This window comes from Brevibacillus sp. NSP2.1 (genome assembly GCF_000470975.2).
GTDB lineage: Bacteria > Bacillota > Bacilli > Brevibacillales > Brevibacillaceae > Brevibacillus > Brevibacillus agri.
Window position 1 is genome coordinate 1064442 of record NZ_CP048274.1, and the last position, 14438, is coordinate 1078879.

Sequence of the window (14438 nt, forward strand, 5' to 3'; positions counted from 1 at the left end):
ACACGTTATTTGTACGTGACGACAGCGACCTCTTTTCTTCGGAAAAGAGGTCTTTTTGTATGTCACAGCACGAACGCCGATGGCCGCATGACACCGTTTGACCGCAAGGCTGGGGGATATGACCAGTCCGCTACAGATAGAGAGAAACTACTTAACGAGGGGAGTAATCAATCATGGCATACCGCGCATTGACTGAACAGGAAGCAGTAGAGTACGTAAAAGGCTTGCCGGGTCTGTTTACAGAGGGGGCCGAGCTGACCAGCCGCGAAATCGGGGACGGGAACCTGAATCTGGTGTTCGATATTCAGGAGTCGGCTACCGGAAAAAAAGTGATCGTGAAGCAGGCGCTGCCGTTTGCGAGAGTCGTGGGCGAGTCGTGGCCGCTGACCATCGACCGCGCCCGGATCGAGAGCGAAGCGCTTCGCATCCAGCACAAATACGTACCGGACCTGGTGCCGGAAGTGTACCACTTCGATCAGGAGCTGGCCCTGACGGTGATGGAAAACGTAGGCGACCACATCATCATGCGCAAAGGCTTGATTGAGGGCAAGCGCTATCCGCTTTTTCCGAAGCAGATCGGCCGTTTTCTCGCGCACACCTTGTTCTACACATCGGATTTGGGCGCGCATCCGTACGACAAAAAAGCGCTCGTCGGAACATTCATAAATCCGGAATTGTGCAAAATCACAGAAGATCTCGTCTTTACCGATCCGTACGAAAATGCGCCGACCAACGACTTCAACCCGCTGATTCGCCGGGAAGTGGAAGCGATCTGGAACAACAAGCCGCTCAAGCTGGAGATCGCCAAGCTGAAATACGACTTCCTCACGCGCGCAGAAGCGCTGCTGCACGGCGACTTGCACACGGGCAGCATTTTCATCACCGAGACGAGCCTGAAAGCGATCGACCCGGAATTTGCCTACTACGGGCCAATCGGCTTTGACATCGGCGCGGTCATCGCCAACCTGCTGCTCAACTACGCAGGTCAACACGGATTGCAAGAAGACCCAGGAGAACGCGACTCGTACCGCGAATACTTACTGGAAACGGTGGAAGATGTCTGGAACGAATTCGTTTCCCAGTTCGTTCAGCTCTGGCACAAACAGGCAAAAGAGCGCAGCGCTCACGTCGAAGGCTTGTGGCAAAGCTACGTGAAGCGACTGATTCAGGACACGGCGGGCTATGCCGGCTGCAAAATTTTGCGCCGCGTGATCGGGCTTGCGGGAGTGGCTGATCTGAACACCATCGCAGACGATGAAAAACGGGCAGAAGCCGAGCGACTGGCGCTGGCGATCGGAGAAGCGCTGATTCTCGGCCGCAGCAACGTCGACGAATCGACAGACATCACGGACATCGTCCGCCAGGTAACCGCACGCTACTATCAGGAGGCAACGACAGTATGACAACCAGTACACAAACAACGCCAGTCAAGTGGGAAGACGACGCGCTCGTCTTGCTTGACCAGACGCGTTTGCCAGTAGAGACGATTTACTTGCGGCTGACGACCGCAGAAGAAGTATGGGGCTCCATTCGCCGCCTGGAAGTGCGCGGCGCGCCGGCAATCGGCATGGCCGCAGCATATGGATTGTACCTGGGGATTCGCGGCAGCGAGGCACAGACGTACGAAGCGTTTTGGCAGGAGTTGAACCGTCAGGCAGACTACCTGGGCACATCCCGCCCTACCGCTGTCAACCTGTTCTGGGCGCTCGACCGGATCAAGGCGCGCGTGAAAAAAGACGCTGCCCTGCCAATCGCAGAGCTGAAAGCCGCTGTGCTTGACGAAGCGCTGGCGATTCAAAAGGAAGACGCCGAGGTGTGCCGGACGATCGGAGAGCATCTGCTCACGCTGCTGCAAGACGGCATGGGCGTTCTCACGCACTGTAATCCGGGGGCGCTGGCGACGGCAGCGTACGGAACGGCTACGGCTCCCTTTTATTTGGCCAAGGAACGCGGCTGGAATCTGAAAGTATATGCAGACGAGACGCGTCCCGTCTTGCAAGGCGCTCGCCTGACCGCGTATGAATTGCAGCAGGCGGGCATCGACGTCACGCTGATCTGCGACAACATGGCGGCGATGGTGATGTCGCAGGGCAAAGTGCAGGCGGTCGTCGTCGGAACGGACCGCGTGGCGGCCAACGGCGATGTCGCCAACAAGATCGGCACCTACGGGGTAGCGGTTTTGGCAAAGGCGCACGGCATTCCTTTTTACGTGGCAGCTCCCCTGTCCTCAGTCGACCTGGCAACACCGACAGGCGCGGACATTCCGATTGAGGAGCGTCCGGCCGAGGAGATCACGCACGGCCTGGGCAAACAGGTAGCACCTGACGACATCAAAGTGTACAATCCGGCGTTCGATGTGACGCCTGCCCAATACATTACGGCGATTGTCACCGAGACGGGCATTTTCAAACCGGAAGAGATTGCGAAAAGCAAACAATAATCACGCTCATGAGCGTCTGCCAGTTCGCTGGCGGGCGCTTTTTGCGCAAGAAGCGTCCCTGCCGCTTGCCAAACAATGGCTCCGGTCGCATAATCGAGCGTAAGCAGTCGTTTGCCAGTCTTTAGTCGCTGCATCTACATAATATAAGGAGGGCTTTTGCATGAGAAGGATACCGATTAATGAGGAGACGTTTCTCAAACAGCTTGAGCTGTCCGATGCCGCCGAAATGTTCTGGCTCACGGACACCAACAGACCCTACCTGAAGGAATGGCTGCCTTGGCTGAATTTTACGAAGCGTGTCGAGGATACGAGCCATTTTATCCAGCGAACGATCCAGCAGCATAACGACAATCAGGGCATTCACTACGGAATCTGGCACAACGGACGGCTGGCCGGAACGCTGGGCGTGCACAATATTGACTGGATCAACAAGAAAACGGCGATCGGCTATTGGCTCGGCGCCCAGTTCCAGGGCAAGGGACTGATGACCGGGGCAGTGGCGGCGTACATGGACCAGCTTATTTTCGGCTCGTGGGGGCTGGAAAAGGTCACGATTCAGGCGGCGACGGAAAATTACAGGAGCAGAGCGATCCCGGAGCGGCTGGGCTTTCAACTGGAAGGAATCCTGCGCCGCAACGAGTTTCTGTACGACCATTTTGTCGACCATGCCGTGTACAGCATGTTGAAGGAAGAATGGCTGGCAAGACGTAGCTGAAAAAGTTGGATTGACAAAGAAAATTCAGTAAATTACGATGAAGGAAGCAAGAAGGGGTGCGTGATGCGCGCGCCTTTTTTATATATTAGTACAATTACGGTTTCGCCCATGGTTTGGTTTGGCGCAGCCGGGTTTGTCCATTCGCTGGAAAGGTGCAGTTGCCCAGGAGAAAAGCGCTGGCTGCAATTGAGTTCCATACAAGGCTACATCATGGGAGGGGGATCTGCTTGCATACACTCAAGGAGCTATCGTGGTTTTTTCGCGCGTACTGGAAACGGTACACAATCGGTATCTTGTTTTTATTTCTCATCGACGTCCTGATGCTTTGGCCGCCTCGTCTGATCGGAGAGACGGTCGATGCGATGCGCAACAGCTCTTTGACGACGCAGGATTTGACCAGGACGGTTGCGATCCTGCTCTCGCTTGGTGTCGGGCTGTACGCGATGCGTTTTGCCTGGCGACACTTGCTCAACGGCGGTGCGCTGATTTTGGAGCGGACTTTGCGCGAGCGTCTGTTTGCGCACCTGACGCGGATGACGCCGTCGTTTTACCATCGCAAGCGCAGCGGCGATCTGATGGCTGTCGCGACCAACGACATTCCGGCGATCGAGCAAACGGCGAGTACAGGCGTGCTCACGCTGGTCGATTCGCTGTTCATGACGCTGTTGACGCTCGGGGTCATGGTGACGGTCATCGATTGGAAGCTGACGTTGGCGGCGCTGATCCCGATGCCTTTTTTGGCCTGGTCGACCGCCTACTACGGCAGACTGCTGCACGAGCGCTTTTATCTCGCCCAGGAAGCGTTTGGCGAGATGAACGACCACGTGCAGCAATCGGTTTCCGGCGTGCGTGTGCTGCGTGCGTTTGTGCAGGAAAAGGAAGACATTGAAGCCTATCGCCGGGTCAGTGAAAAAACGCTGGAGCGCAACGTGAGCGTATCGCGGATCGACGCGCTGTTCGAGCCGACGATTGCGATCATTATCGGCTTCAGCTTCCTGATCGGGCTTGGCTATGGAACATACCTCGTCTTTACGAGCGCGATTTCTTTGGGCGATCTGGTCGCTTTTAACCTGTACCTCGGGCTTTTGATCTGGCCGATGTTCGCCTTTGGCTGGCTGGTCAACGTGCTGCAGCGCGGCGGAGCGTCCCACAAGCGCCTCTCCGAGCTTTTGGTGGAACAGCCGGATGTGAAGGAAGTCGCCCACCCGGTGACGGCCGAGACGCCGAATACGGTAGAAGCTCGCCAGTTTTCTTTTGCCTACCCGGGCAGTGAAAAGCCTGCGCTCACTGACATCACCTTTTCGCTCGGGGCAGGCGAGACGCTGGGCATTGTCGGGCGGACGGGGAGCGGGAAGTCGACGCTGTGCCGCGCCCTGTTGCATCAATACGAGTTGAAGGAGCAGTCGCTGTTTGTCGGCGGAGTGCCGATTGAAAAACTGTCATTTGCAGCGCTGCGGGAAAAAATCGCCTATGTGCCGCAGGAGCATTTGCTGTTCTCGCGGACGATTGCGGAAAATGTAGCGTTTGGCCGGCCGCAAGCGACAGAGGCGGAGGTACTGCACGCGCTCAAGCTGGCGGAAATGAGCAATGATCTGGCCCAGTTCCGCGATGGCCTGCAAACGATGGTGGGCGAAAAGGGCGTGACCCTCTCCGGCGGGCAAAAGCAGCGGATTTCGATTGCCAGGGCTTTGCTGCTCGATGCAGGCATCCTCATTCTCGACGATTCGTTGTCGGCGGTCGACGCCCGGACGGAAGAGGCGATTTTGCGTCATTTGCGCGAGGAGCGCGCCGCCAAAACGACGATTATTACCGCTCACCGCCTGTCTGCCGTGCAACACGCCGAGCTGATTCTCGTGCTGGACGAAGGCCGGATTGTCGAGCGGGGAACACATGATGAGCTGATGCAGCAAAACGGCTGGTATGCGGAGCAGTATCGCAGACAGCAAATGGAGCGGGATGTTGCCGGCTAAGCCGTGAAGAGGGAGGGAGAGCGTTTCGTGGGGAAAGAACACGTATGGAAGCGGCTGGCCGCATTTGCGCGGCCGTTTCAAAAGCAAATAGGGGGAGCGCTGATCCTGCTTCTGCTCGGGACGAGTGCGGAGCTGGCGGGACCATTTCTGGCCAAGGCGATGATCGACAATCACATCCTCGCCATCCAGAAGCCCTGGTACGAGTTTGAACAAAAGCCGCAGGTGCCCGAGGACCTGGTGGTTGCGATAAACGATCGCTACTATATACGGGAGGATGCGCTGGCCGATGCGGGCTTGACACCCGGCAGCATCCAGGCGAGCGAAGCGACCGTAGTTGCGGCAGGCACGACGTATTACTTGATCGAGGGAAAAATCGAGCAAAACGGCGAGAAGCAGTTCACGCCCATCGAGCCGGAAAATGGCCGGGAGCGCTTTGCGGTGACGGCGGGCGATGCGGCGGGGACGAGTGCGGCTCCGACAGGAATCCGGCTGACGGGCGAAGAAGTTTTGGCGATGTACCAAAACGACGTGCAGCCGATCATCTGGCTGTCGTTAGGGTACGGAGCGCTGATTTTGCTGTCGGCGGGCTTCAACTACGTGCAGATTTTGTGGCTGCAAACGATTGCCCAGCGCATCATTCAGCAGATGCGGATGAAGCTGTTTGCGCATTTGCAAAAGCTTCCGGTGTCCTTTTTTGACAAGACGCCGGTTGGCTCGCTCGTCTCCCGCGTGAGCAACGACACCGAGGCGATTCGCGAGCTGTACGTGAGCGTGCTGGCCACGTTTGTGCAAAACGGGATTTATTTGATCGGAATTCTGGTCGCGCTGTTCGTGCTCCAGCCGCAACTGGCCCTGTTTTGCTGTCTGACGGTGCCGCTGCTCGCGCTTTTGGTTTACTTTTATCAAAAGTATAGCTCCCGCTACTACGCGGTGATTCGGGCGAAGCTTGGCGACATGAACGCGACGATCAACGAAATGATCCAGAACATGACGATTGTTCAGGCGTTTCGCCGCGAGGAAGGCGTGCAAAAAGAGTTTGCGCAGGTGAACGAAAGCTACTTCAAGGTGCGGATGAAGGAAATCAACCTGGAGTCGCTTCTGCTGCGGCCCGCTGTCGATCTGATCTGGAAAATCGCCCTGACCTTGATTATCTGGTACTACGGCTCGGCGTCGTTTCACAGTGTCATTTCGTTCGGGGCGCTGTTTGCTTTCGTCGATTACATGGGCCGCTTTTTCGAGCCGATCAACATGATTATGAACCGCCTGTCGCAAATGCAGCAGGCGACGATCTCGGCGACACGCGTCTTCGATATTCTGGACACGGCGGTCGAATCGCCGAAAGCCGGGGAGCCAATCGCGCGGCCGCGCGGGGAAGTGGTGTTCGACCAGGTGTCGTTTGCCTACAACGAAGAGGAGTACGTGCTGAAAAACGTTTCGTTCACCGCGAAGCCGGGCCAGACGATTGCGCTCGTCGGCCATACCGGATCAGGGAAAAGCTCGCTGATGAACCTCTTGCTCGGCTTTTATCCGGTGACAAAAGGGCGCATCCTGATCGACGGAAAAGACATGCGCCAGATCGACACGCACTCGCTGCGCAGTCATATCGGGCTGGTGCTGCAAGACCCGTTTTTGTTTACGGGCAGCATCGGCTTCAACATTCGCATGTACAACGATGCGATTTCCGATGAAAAAGTCGTGCAGGCTGCCAAGGCAGTGCGGGCCGACGAGTTTATCACGCGCCTGCCGCAAGGGTACGACGAGCCTGTTGTCGAGCGCGGCATGACGTTGTCAGCGGGTCAGCGGCAGCTCATTTCGTTTGCGCGGGCGCTTGTGGCCGATCCGGCGATTTTGATTCTCGACGAAGCGACGGCGAGCATCGACAGCGAAACCGAGCTGGCGATCCAGGAAGCGCTGCACGTCCTGTCGCGCGGGCGGACGACGTTTATCATTGCCCATCGGCTGTCGACGATCCAGCACGCGGACCAGATTCTCGTATTGTCCCGCGGGGAAATCGTGGAGCGGGGAACGCATGACGAGCTGATGGCACAGGATGGACTGTATCAAAAAATGTACCAGCTTCAACAAGGGAGTCTTTCTGTTAAAGTGAATGGATAGAGGTTTACAGAGGATTTAGGGGAAAGGAGCTTCAACACCATGTCTTCGTCGAGATACACCTTCTGGGTGTTGATCCTGGTGGTAGCCATCTCGGGCTTGAGCCAAGGCTTGAGCATTCCGCTTTTGGCTGTGCTGTTGGAAAAGCAGGGCGTGTCGTCGGTCATGAACGGGCTGAACGCCGCCGCTCTGTACGTGGGGATGGTGCTCGTCTCGCCTTTGCTGGAAATTCCGCTGAGGCGGATCGGCTACCGTTCCACGATTTTGTGGGGAATGCTGCTGCTCACGATTGCGACTGCCCTCATCCCGCTGTTCAGCCACCTGGCTGTCTGGTTTGTGTTGCGCATGCTGATGGGGATTGGCGATTCCAGCCTGCACTACTCCAGCCAGATGTGGGTGACGAAAATCGCCGCGCCGCAAACGCGGGGACGCGACCTGTCCCTGTACGGGCTGGCGTATGGCGTCGGCTTCAGCATCGGGCCGCTTGGCTTGAATTTGTTGCCGCTCGGGCTGTGGGTGCCGTTTGGCGTCTTGCTTTTTTTGTACGCCGTAGCTTTTGTGCTTTTGTCGCGGATTAAAAACGAATATCCCGAACAGCTCAAGCAAACGGAAAAGAAACAAAACAAATACGCCACCGTGCTGCGCATCGGCTGGCTGTCGCTGATTCCTTCCTTTTTATACGGGTTCATGGAGACGTCTTTGAACGGCAGCTTTCCGGTCTACGCGTTGCGCACAGGCTTGTCGCTGGAGTGGGTTTCCCTGATTTTGCCGTCGTTTGTAGTCGGCAGCATTATTTTGCAAATGCCGCTCGGGACGCTGAGCGACCGGATCGGGCGCAGGCAAGTGATGCTCGCCTGTGCGCTTGTCGGGGGGATTGCCTTTTTCCTGTTCCCGCTGGCCGGGGAAAACGTCTGGCTGATGATGCTGCTGCTCGCGCTTGCCGGGGCGGCAGTCGGATCGTTTTACTCGCTCGGTCTGGCCTATTCGGCCGATATTTTGCCTGCGGCCATGGTGCCGACTGCGGGGATTATAGCGGGAATCAACTTTGGGGTAGCGAGCATTCTTGCGCCAAACGTCAACGGTTTGCTCATGGAGCTGTGGGAGCCGTGGACGATGTTTTGGCTGATGGGGGCGCTTCTCGTGGTCTTCGCCGCCGCCTGCCTGTTTGCCCGAAACAGCAAGTCCCAGGCAGAGGGCTATCCGCTGCCATTGCAAAAACAAGGCTGATGGATGCCAAAAACGAAGCCATTCTCTGCATGTGTGGAGGATGGCTTTTTGTGCTGCCGGGGTTTCCCAACCATTTTTGCTGAACTGTAAGTTTTCTTCGTAAAAAAGCATAAACGGGCGCAGGGGAGGGAAGCGTATTACTATAGAAGAATTGTTTTTTTGGAAGGGGTTGACCCGATGCTGACTCCGTGCATATTCAAGCGGGGGATCGTCTGGATTTTGTTTTTCGTTCTCAGTCTGGTCATCATCCCGTTTTTTTCCGGAGAGGGTCAGGCTCCGCCGCCAGCTCCTGCTACGAGTGCGGCTGCGCAGCAGTAACTTCGACTCTGTCCGTGGATGAGGCAAGAAGTCTTCGTTAGAGCAACAAAAGACACGCCAAGCGATTGTGCTGGCGTGTCTTTTTTCGCGAGCGCTTACTTCGAGACGAAGTTTTGCGTGTAGAACGGGCGGCCGTCTTTGATGACGACACCGACGCCCAACTGTTTGAAGTTTTGATTCAAAAGATTTTGCCGATGGCCGGAGGAGTTCATCCAGCCCATGTGGACTTCAATGCCGTCCAGTTGGCCGTAGGCGATGTTTTCGCCCGCGTAGCTGTAGCGGATGCCTGCTTTTTTCAGGCGGTCAAACGGGCTTCCCGTCGTCGGCGAGGTGTGGCTGAAGTAGTTGTGCTGCGCCATGTCGTTGCTGTGCGCCCTGGCGACAGCCGCGACCTGCTCGTCCCAGGTCAGGACAGGCAATTTGGCGCGCAGCCGAGCGACGTTCAGCAAGTCGAAATTTTCTTTCTCATAAGCGATGGCGGCTTGCTTGATCTGGGCGTCTGTCAGCTTCGGCTGTGCCGGCAACTGTGTATAGACAATCGGGTACATCAGGCCCATGGCGATCGTGGCGAAGTGCTCTGGCGTGGAGATGCGGACACCTGCGACTTTGTTGCCGCCCAGTTGATCGATGGAAAAGGTGATGACCTGATTGTTTTGAAGATAAGTCGGATGTTTGAGCGTATTGTCCTGGATGCGCAGCGATGGAGTAATAGCCAGAGTGTTCTGTGGCGCTCCCCATGCCTCCTGCAACGCTTTGGTGGTGGAACCGATCGTGATTCCCCCGATATTGATCTTCGCTCCGTTCGTAAACAGCGTGACGACTTTGCTGTTTTGGATGCCCACCTGTATGTAGTTGTTCAAATCTTTGTTGTAGATCCACCATTCTACTCCGGTGTGGCTCGGGTCTTTGCGTGCGGGCTTGCCCAGCTTTTGCTCGACCTGAGCGGCGCTCATTCCGAGCTGGATGCCGTACGTGGACACCGATTTGACTGCTTGCTCTGCGGCTGCGACAGGAGCGGCGGACACACCAAAAACGGGTGACAACTGGCCGAGCAGAGCCAGTGAAAGACCTAAGGCGAGGATGCTGATTGCTTTTTTCTTGTGCATATGTCTTCCTCCTCGAAGTGGAATTGCCTTGGTTGTTACCAGTATCAGTGCAAAGACGGGCCAAAAACAGAGTCAAAGGAAGCAAATCTGTTACGAAAAAAGGAAAAACCTCCGAATAGACGATCGGAGGTTTCACGTTTTGCGGTCGTAGACGACGTATGTTTTCGCGAGCAAGTCATGCCAGCCTTGCTTTTGCGGATTCCATGCCACCCACAAATAGCCGAGCCCAAAAGGCAGCGTGGACAAAAACTTGCCAATCACTTCGCGCAGGATGACCTGGCCGCCCGACAGGTTGCCCCGGGACTGTCTGGCACTAATGACCCGGATTCCGGTAATCAGCTTGCCCAACGTCTGTCCCGTCCACCAGGTCAGAAGGATCATGTACAACAGTCCGAACAGCGCCTCCATCAGATCGATCAACGAAAAAAAGTCGCCGGATACGCCCATGGCGCGCCGCAGCGGATTGAACACGAGCAGGCTGACGCCGACCAGAAACAGGGAGTCCAGCAGGGAGGCCGCTACGCGTATCCAAAAGCCTGCGAAGTGGTGCTCGCGAGGCGGCTCCTGCCAGCCGTCCGGCTCTTGCCTTGCCATGAGGTCGCTCATTCCTCTCACTCCTTTTTAAAACGACGGGATGAATTGGTACAGGAGCCGCGGCGAGCTTTGGCGCTGCACGAGCTGCGCAAGCCCGAGCGGATCAGGGTTGGACCAGTGCTGCTTCAGGCTGAACAACAGCTTGCTGATGGAGAGCTGGTCATTGTAGCGCACGACCATCGCTTCCTGCTCGCCAGAGAGCGAGAGTGCATGCCGGGTCGCTTCTTCCAGATCGCCAAATTCGTCGATCAGTCCGAGCAGCTTGGCTTGCTCGCCGGAGTAGACGCGGCCATCGGCAATTTCTAAGACGCGCTGGCGGGAGAGATTGCGGCCTTTGACGATTACATCGACGAATTTTCGGTAGCTCTCGTTGACCAGCGACTGGAAAATTTGCCGCTCGGGATCGGTCAAAGGGCGCGCCGGGCTGCCGATGTCTTTGTAGCGCCCGCTTTTGATCGCGTACTGTTTGACGCCCAGCTTGGCTGCGGCCTCGTTGTAATTAAACAGTTGAAAAATGACGCCGAGACTCCCGGTCAATGTATTCGGATTGGCAAAAATCGCATCGCCAGCCGTTGCCAGGTAGTAGCCTCCCGACGCAGCGGTCGAGCCCATGCTGACGACGATCGGGATGTCGCGCAACTGCTTGAGCCGCATCAGCCGGGTATGCAACTCATCCGTAGCGACGACCTCGCCGCCAGGGCTGTCGATCCTGAGCACGAGCGCCTTGACCATGTCGTCTTCCTCGACCCGCCGCAGTTGCTCGGCGAGCAGTTCTGCCATCGAAGGCATCCCGGAAGCGTTCGGCTCCCCGGAAATGACGCCGTTTACGAACAACTGCACAATTTTGTTGCTGCCTGACCCGTACACGACGTTTTCCTCCCAGGAGAATCCGGGGGTGTCGGCCAGCTCCTTGTAGCTTCCGGCCAAGCCTTCTACCGTTATTCCCGCGACAAAGACGACCAGCACGATCAGGAGCGCCACCCATTTTTTTCGTTGCATGAAAACCACCTCCCCCTTAGCATGAGCCGCGAGGGGAAGAGTTACGCATCGGGCCGGGCTTGGAAAAACAGGGAGTGCAAAAACTGGGCGAGAGACTATTTGTGCAATTTTCAAACTATTGCGGTACAATATAGTTACATAGATTACAGCAAACGCATTTACCGCAATTAGGGGGATGACCATGATTATTCAAGTGACCGATTTGACGAAAAGCTACGGAGAGCTTCAGGTGTTAAAAGGAATTACGACACAGGTGGCGGAAAAGGAAGTCGTGTGTGTCATCGGGCCGTCGGGCTCGGGCAAAAGTACTTTTTTGCGCTGTCTGAACCAACTGGAGCAAATGACGGGCGGGAGGATCGTCATTAACGGGCATGACTTGTCAGACCCCAAGACAGATATCAACAAGGTCAGGGAAGAAGTCGGGATGGTGTTCCAGCGCTTCAACCTGTTTCCGCATAAAACGGTTCTGGAAAACGTCATGCTGGCGCCGATCAAGGTCAAAAAGCTCGCGCAAGAAGAAGCGCGCAAGCAGGGTCTGGCGCTTCTGAAAAAGGTCGGGCTGGAAGACAAGGCCGACGTGTACCCGGAGCGGTTGTCCGGGGGCCAGATGCAGCGGGTGGCGATTGCCCGCGCGCTGGCGATGAACCCGAAAGTCATGCTGTTCGACGAGCCGACCTCCGCCCTCGACCCGGAGCTGGTGGGTGAGGTGCTGACCGTCATCAAAAACTTGGCCAAGGAAGGGATGACGATGGTCGTGGTCACGCACGAGATGGGATTTGCGCGGGAAGTCGGCGACCGCATCATTTTCATGGATCAGGGCGTGATTATGGCAGAAGGAAGCCCCGAGGAACTTTTTGACAACACCAGCCACGAGCGGCTGCGTTCTTTCCTCGGAAAAGTTCTGGCCTAAAAGGCAAAAGGCAAGGCACCAGTTGCTTCGCGAAAGAGCGAGGCGTTGGTGCCTATTACTTGGCCTCATCGAGCAGTTGCGATACGGTGACAAAGCGGTAGCCTTGCGAGCGCAGGTCACTGATTAGCTCCTGCAGGGCGGCCACGGTTTGCTTCTGGTTCAGGCCGCCATCGTGAAACAAAATGATGTCGCCGGACGACACGTTGCTTTTCACGGTTTTCGCAATGACAGACGCCGTTCTCGCCAGCGACCAGTCTCGCGGATCGACCGACCAGTGAATGATGTCGTACCCGCTCGCCTGGACGGCGTTCATGACGTCGTGGGTCATGACACCCCCGGCGGGACGGTAGTATTGGGCGAGAATGCCCGTCGTCCTCAGGATGGAGCGCTCTGCTTGCTTGATGTCCTCGTACACCTCGTGCTCTGTCAGCTTGTTTAAGTCAAAATGGTGGTAGCCGTGATTGCCGATCTCGTGTCCGGCCTTGTAAATCCATTGCAGCACCTTTGGATGCTTGTCCACCTGGGAGCCGAGCACGAAAAAGGTGGCGGGAACCCGGTTTTTATGGAGCACCTCCAAAATTTTCGGGGTGTAGGTGGCATCCGGACCGTCGTCAAAGGTCAGGGCGACTACCTTTTTGTTCGTGTCGATCCGGTGAATCGGTTCGTAAGAGGGGAGCAGTTCCCGGGCCGTAACAGGAGATATCCCGTAGCCGAGCAGGCAGGCAAGCAACAAAGCATACAGCACGACGCGGCTCATGACGGACGCCCTCCTTTTGATTGAGATAGTTTAGGTTCACCCTCCGCTCTGGAAAACATGCTGCCAAAAGAAAACAGCGCCCGGTGCGCACAGGCGATATGTTAAAATGAAAGGACTGTACATGGGAGAGGAGAGAATGAAGTGGAACTCCGCGGTATTTTGCACGGTCTGAGCCACGATTATCACGGGAAAGAAAAGCCGGTCGACTACTATTTGAACATCGGCGAAGACCGTCTGCCTTTAAATGAATGGCTCGGCAGCGAACTGACCATTTCCTATCTGGGCCAAAAAAATTGCATCGCCTGCGGGCGCAAAACGAACAAAACGTTCAACAGCGGGTACTGCTACCCCTGTTTTACCAAACTGCCGGAAAATGACTTGTGCATCGTCAAGCCGCACGAATGTCATTTTGACCAAGGGACGTGCCGGGACGAGAGCTTCGGCGAGCAATACTGCATGATCCCGCACTACGTCTATCTAGCAGTTTCCAGCGACATCAAGGTCGGACTGACGCGCAAGCACAACCAGCTCAAACGCTGGGTCGATCAGGGCGCGATTCGCGCGATCCCGATTGCGGAAGTGCCGACGCGCCGGATGGCGGGAGAACTGGAGTACCATCTTAGCCAGTTTTTGCCGGACAAGACCAACTGGCGCAAAATGCTCAAGGGCGACGTCAAGGAAATCGACCTGATTGCTATGCGCGACGAGGTGTACAGCCATTTTCCCGAACCGTTCAAACCTTTCCAATACAGGGAAGACGAATGGGTGGATATTACATATCCGATTTTGGAGTCGCTGGACAAGATCAACTCGAAAACGTTGGACAAAGAGGAGCAGCTCGGCGGGCGGCTGATCGGCGTCAAGGCGCAGTACCTGATTTTTGAGAACGGCGTTTTCCAGGTGCGAAAGCACGCCGGCTACCAGGTAGAGATCAAGGCAAGCCACTCTGCATAAGTTCAGGCAAACTCCCCACACTTAAAAAAGCAGGCCAAGCTGAAGGGGGAGCTTTTTCGTGGATGGAGAAATCGAGTACACCCAGCCGTTGACGGGGACTTTGGCGGAAGCGGTAGAAGCGCAAAACGACAAGCAGCTAGGGGTGCCTTATTCGCCGCTTGCCCAGATGTGGCAGGTGAACCCCGGGGCCGAAGCCGTCGAGACGGAAGGCGCAAAAGCCGATCCGTCCAAAAGCCCGGGCCACTAACAGCAAAGCAAAACGCGAAAAACGGCAGCCGTTGAAGTGGGGCTGTCGTTTTTTTCAAGCAGGCAAACATTGTCCAGGACGGTGTGGTA

The 14438-nt window shown here is 56.3% G+C and carries 14 protein-coding genes; 10 read left to right on the forward strand and 4 right to left on the reverse strand.

Features of this window, described 5'->3' with window-relative positions; genetic code table 11:
• Positions 1-173 precede the first annotated feature (173 nt).
• From mtnK to M655_RS05195, 7 genes are all read left to right on the forward strand, one after another.
• Positions 174-1403 carry an S-methyl-5-thioribose kinase gene (mtnK, locus tag M655_RS05165; protein WP_005826623.1) on the forward strand — a complete coding sequence of 410 codons (1230 nt, stop codon included), beginning with the start codon at positions 174-176 and terminating at the stop codon, positions 1401-1403.
• On the forward strand, positions 1400-2440 hold the full coding sequence (gene mtnA / locus M655_RS05170) for an S-methyl-5-thioribose-1-phosphate isomerase (protein ID WP_005826621.1): 1041 nt from the start codon (positions 1400-1402) through the stop codon (positions 2438-2440). The genes mtnK and mtnA overlap by 4 nt, the downstream gene beginning before the upstream one ends.
• Before the next feature lie 160 nt (positions 2441-2600).
• Positions 2601-3155, forward strand: coding sequence for a GNAT family N-acetyltransferase (locus M655_RS05175; RefSeq protein ID WP_007776467.1), 555 nt, complete (start codon positions 2601-2603; stop codon positions 3153-3155).
• A 227-nt stretch (positions 3156-3382) separates the two neighbouring features.
• Positions 3383-5125, forward strand: coding sequence for an ABC transporter ATP-binding protein (locus M655_RS05180; protein ID WP_005826618.1), 1743 nt, complete (start codon positions 3383-3385; stop codon positions 5123-5125).
• A 27-nt stretch (positions 5126-5152) separates the two neighbouring features.
• Entirely contained in the window at positions 5153-7240 is a 2088-nt protein-coding gene (locus tag M655_RS05185) for an ABC transporter ATP-binding protein (RefSeq protein WP_026558504.1), read from the forward strand.
• 39 nt (positions 7241-7279) lie between these two features.
• On the forward strand, positions 7280-8464 hold the full coding sequence (locus M655_RS05190) for an MFS transporter (RefSeq protein WP_026558505.1): 1185 nt from the start codon (positions 7280-7282) through the stop codon (positions 8462-8464).
• Positions 8465-8641: 177 nt separating this feature from the next.
• A complete protein-coding gene (locus tag M655_RS05195) occupies positions 8642-8782 on the forward strand; it encodes a hypothetical protein (protein WP_286085970.1) in 141 nt (46 codons plus the stop codon).
• Between the two features lie 95 nt (positions 8783-8877).
• Here the strand turns inward: M655_RS05195 and M655_RS05200 are convergent, their stop codons facing one another.
• The 3 genes from M655_RS05200 to sppA all read right to left on the reverse strand — a co-directional run bounded on the left by M655_RS05200 (position 8878) and on the right by sppA (position 11481).
• Positions 8878-9888 carry a CAP domain-containing protein gene (locus M655_RS05200; protein WP_005826615.1) on the reverse strand — a complete coding sequence of 337 codons (1011 nt, stop codon included), beginning with the start codon at positions 9886-9888 and terminating at the stop codon, positions 8878-8880.
• A 132-nt stretch (positions 9889-10020) separates the two neighbouring features.
• Positions 10021-10494: an RDD family protein gene (locus tag M655_RS05205; RefSeq protein ID WP_007776457.1), complete on the reverse strand. Its 474-nt coding sequence runs from the start codon at positions 10492-10494 to the stop codon at positions 10021-10023.
• Positions 10495-10509: 15 nt separating this feature from the next.
• Positions 10510-11481: a signal peptide peptidase SppA gene (gene sppA, locus M655_RS05210; protein ID WP_005826609.1), complete on the reverse strand. Its 972-nt coding sequence runs from the start codon at positions 11479-11481 to the stop codon at positions 10510-10512.
• 181 nt (positions 11482-11662) lie between these two features.
• Here sppA and M655_RS05215 point away from each other — a divergent pair, with 181 nt between their 5' ends.
• Complete coding sequence (locus M655_RS05215) at positions 11663-12391, forward strand: amino acid ABC transporter ATP-binding protein (protein WP_005826607.1); 729 nt, start codon at positions 11663-11665, stop codon at positions 12389-12391.
• A gap of 55 nt (positions 12392-12446) precedes the next feature.
• Here the strand turns inward: M655_RS05215 and M655_RS05220 are convergent, their stop codons facing one another.
• Positions 12447-13148, reverse strand: coding sequence for a polysaccharide deacetylase family protein (locus tag M655_RS05220; RefSeq protein ID WP_005826604.1), 702 nt, complete (start codon positions 13146-13148; stop codon positions 12447-12449).
• A gap of 141 nt (positions 13149-13289) precedes the next feature.
• Between M655_RS05220 and M655_RS05225 the strand changes: the two genes are divergently transcribed.
• Both M655_RS05225 and M655_RS05230 read left to right on the forward strand, forming a co-directional pair.
• Entirely contained in the window at positions 13290-14102 is an 813-nt protein-coding gene (locus M655_RS05225) for a DUF2797 domain-containing protein (RefSeq protein WP_026558506.1), read from the forward strand.
• A 58-nt stretch (positions 14103-14160) separates the two neighbouring features.
• Complete coding sequence (locus tag M655_RS05230) at positions 14161-14349, forward strand: hypothetical protein (RefSeq protein ID WP_005826599.1); 189 nt, start codon at positions 14161-14163, stop codon at positions 14347-14349.
• Positions 14350-14438: the final 89 nt, after the last annotated feature.

Excerpts from the sequence above, each read along its gene's own strand:
- mtnA (WP_005826621.1), top strand. The coding sequence starts at position 1,400 with ATGACAACCAGTACACAAACAACGCCAGTCAAGTGGGAAGACGACGCG.
- M655_RS05205 (WP_007776457.1), bottom strand. The coding sequence starts at position 10,494 with ATGAGCGACCTCATGGCAAGGCAAGAGCCGGACGGCTGGCAGGAGCCG.
- M655_RS05215 (WP_005826607.1), top strand. The coding sequence starts at position 11,663 with ATGATTATTCAAGTGACCGATTTGACGAAAAGCTACGGAGAGCTTCAG.
- M655_RS05195 (WP_286085970.1), top strand. The coding sequence starts at position 8,642 with ATGCTGACTCCGTGCATATTCAAGCGGGGGATCGTCTGGATTTTGTTT.
- M655_RS05220 (WP_005826604.1), bottom strand. The coding sequence starts at position 13,148 with ATGAGCCGCGTCGTGCTGTATGCTTTGTTGCTTGCCTGCCTGCTCGGC.
- M655_RS05200 (WP_005826615.1), bottom strand. The coding sequence starts at position 9,888 with ATGCACAAGAAAAAAGCAATCAGCATCCTCGCCTTAGGTCTTTCACTG.
- M655_RS05190 (WP_026558505.1), top strand. The coding sequence starts at position 7,280 with ATGTCTTCGTCGAGATACACCTTCTGGGTGTTGATCCTGGTGGTAGCC.
- sppA (WP_005826609.1), bottom strand. The coding sequence starts at position 11,481 with ATGCAACGAAAAAAATGGGTGGCGCTCCTGATCGTGCTGGTCGTCTTT.
- M655_RS05175 (WP_007776467.1), top strand. The coding sequence starts at position 2,601 with ATGAGAAGGATACCGATTAATGAGGAGACGTTTCTCAAACAGCTTGAG.
- mtnK (WP_005826623.1), top strand. The coding sequence starts at position 174 with ATGGCATACCGCGCATTGACTGAACAGGAAGCAGTAGAGTACGTAAAA.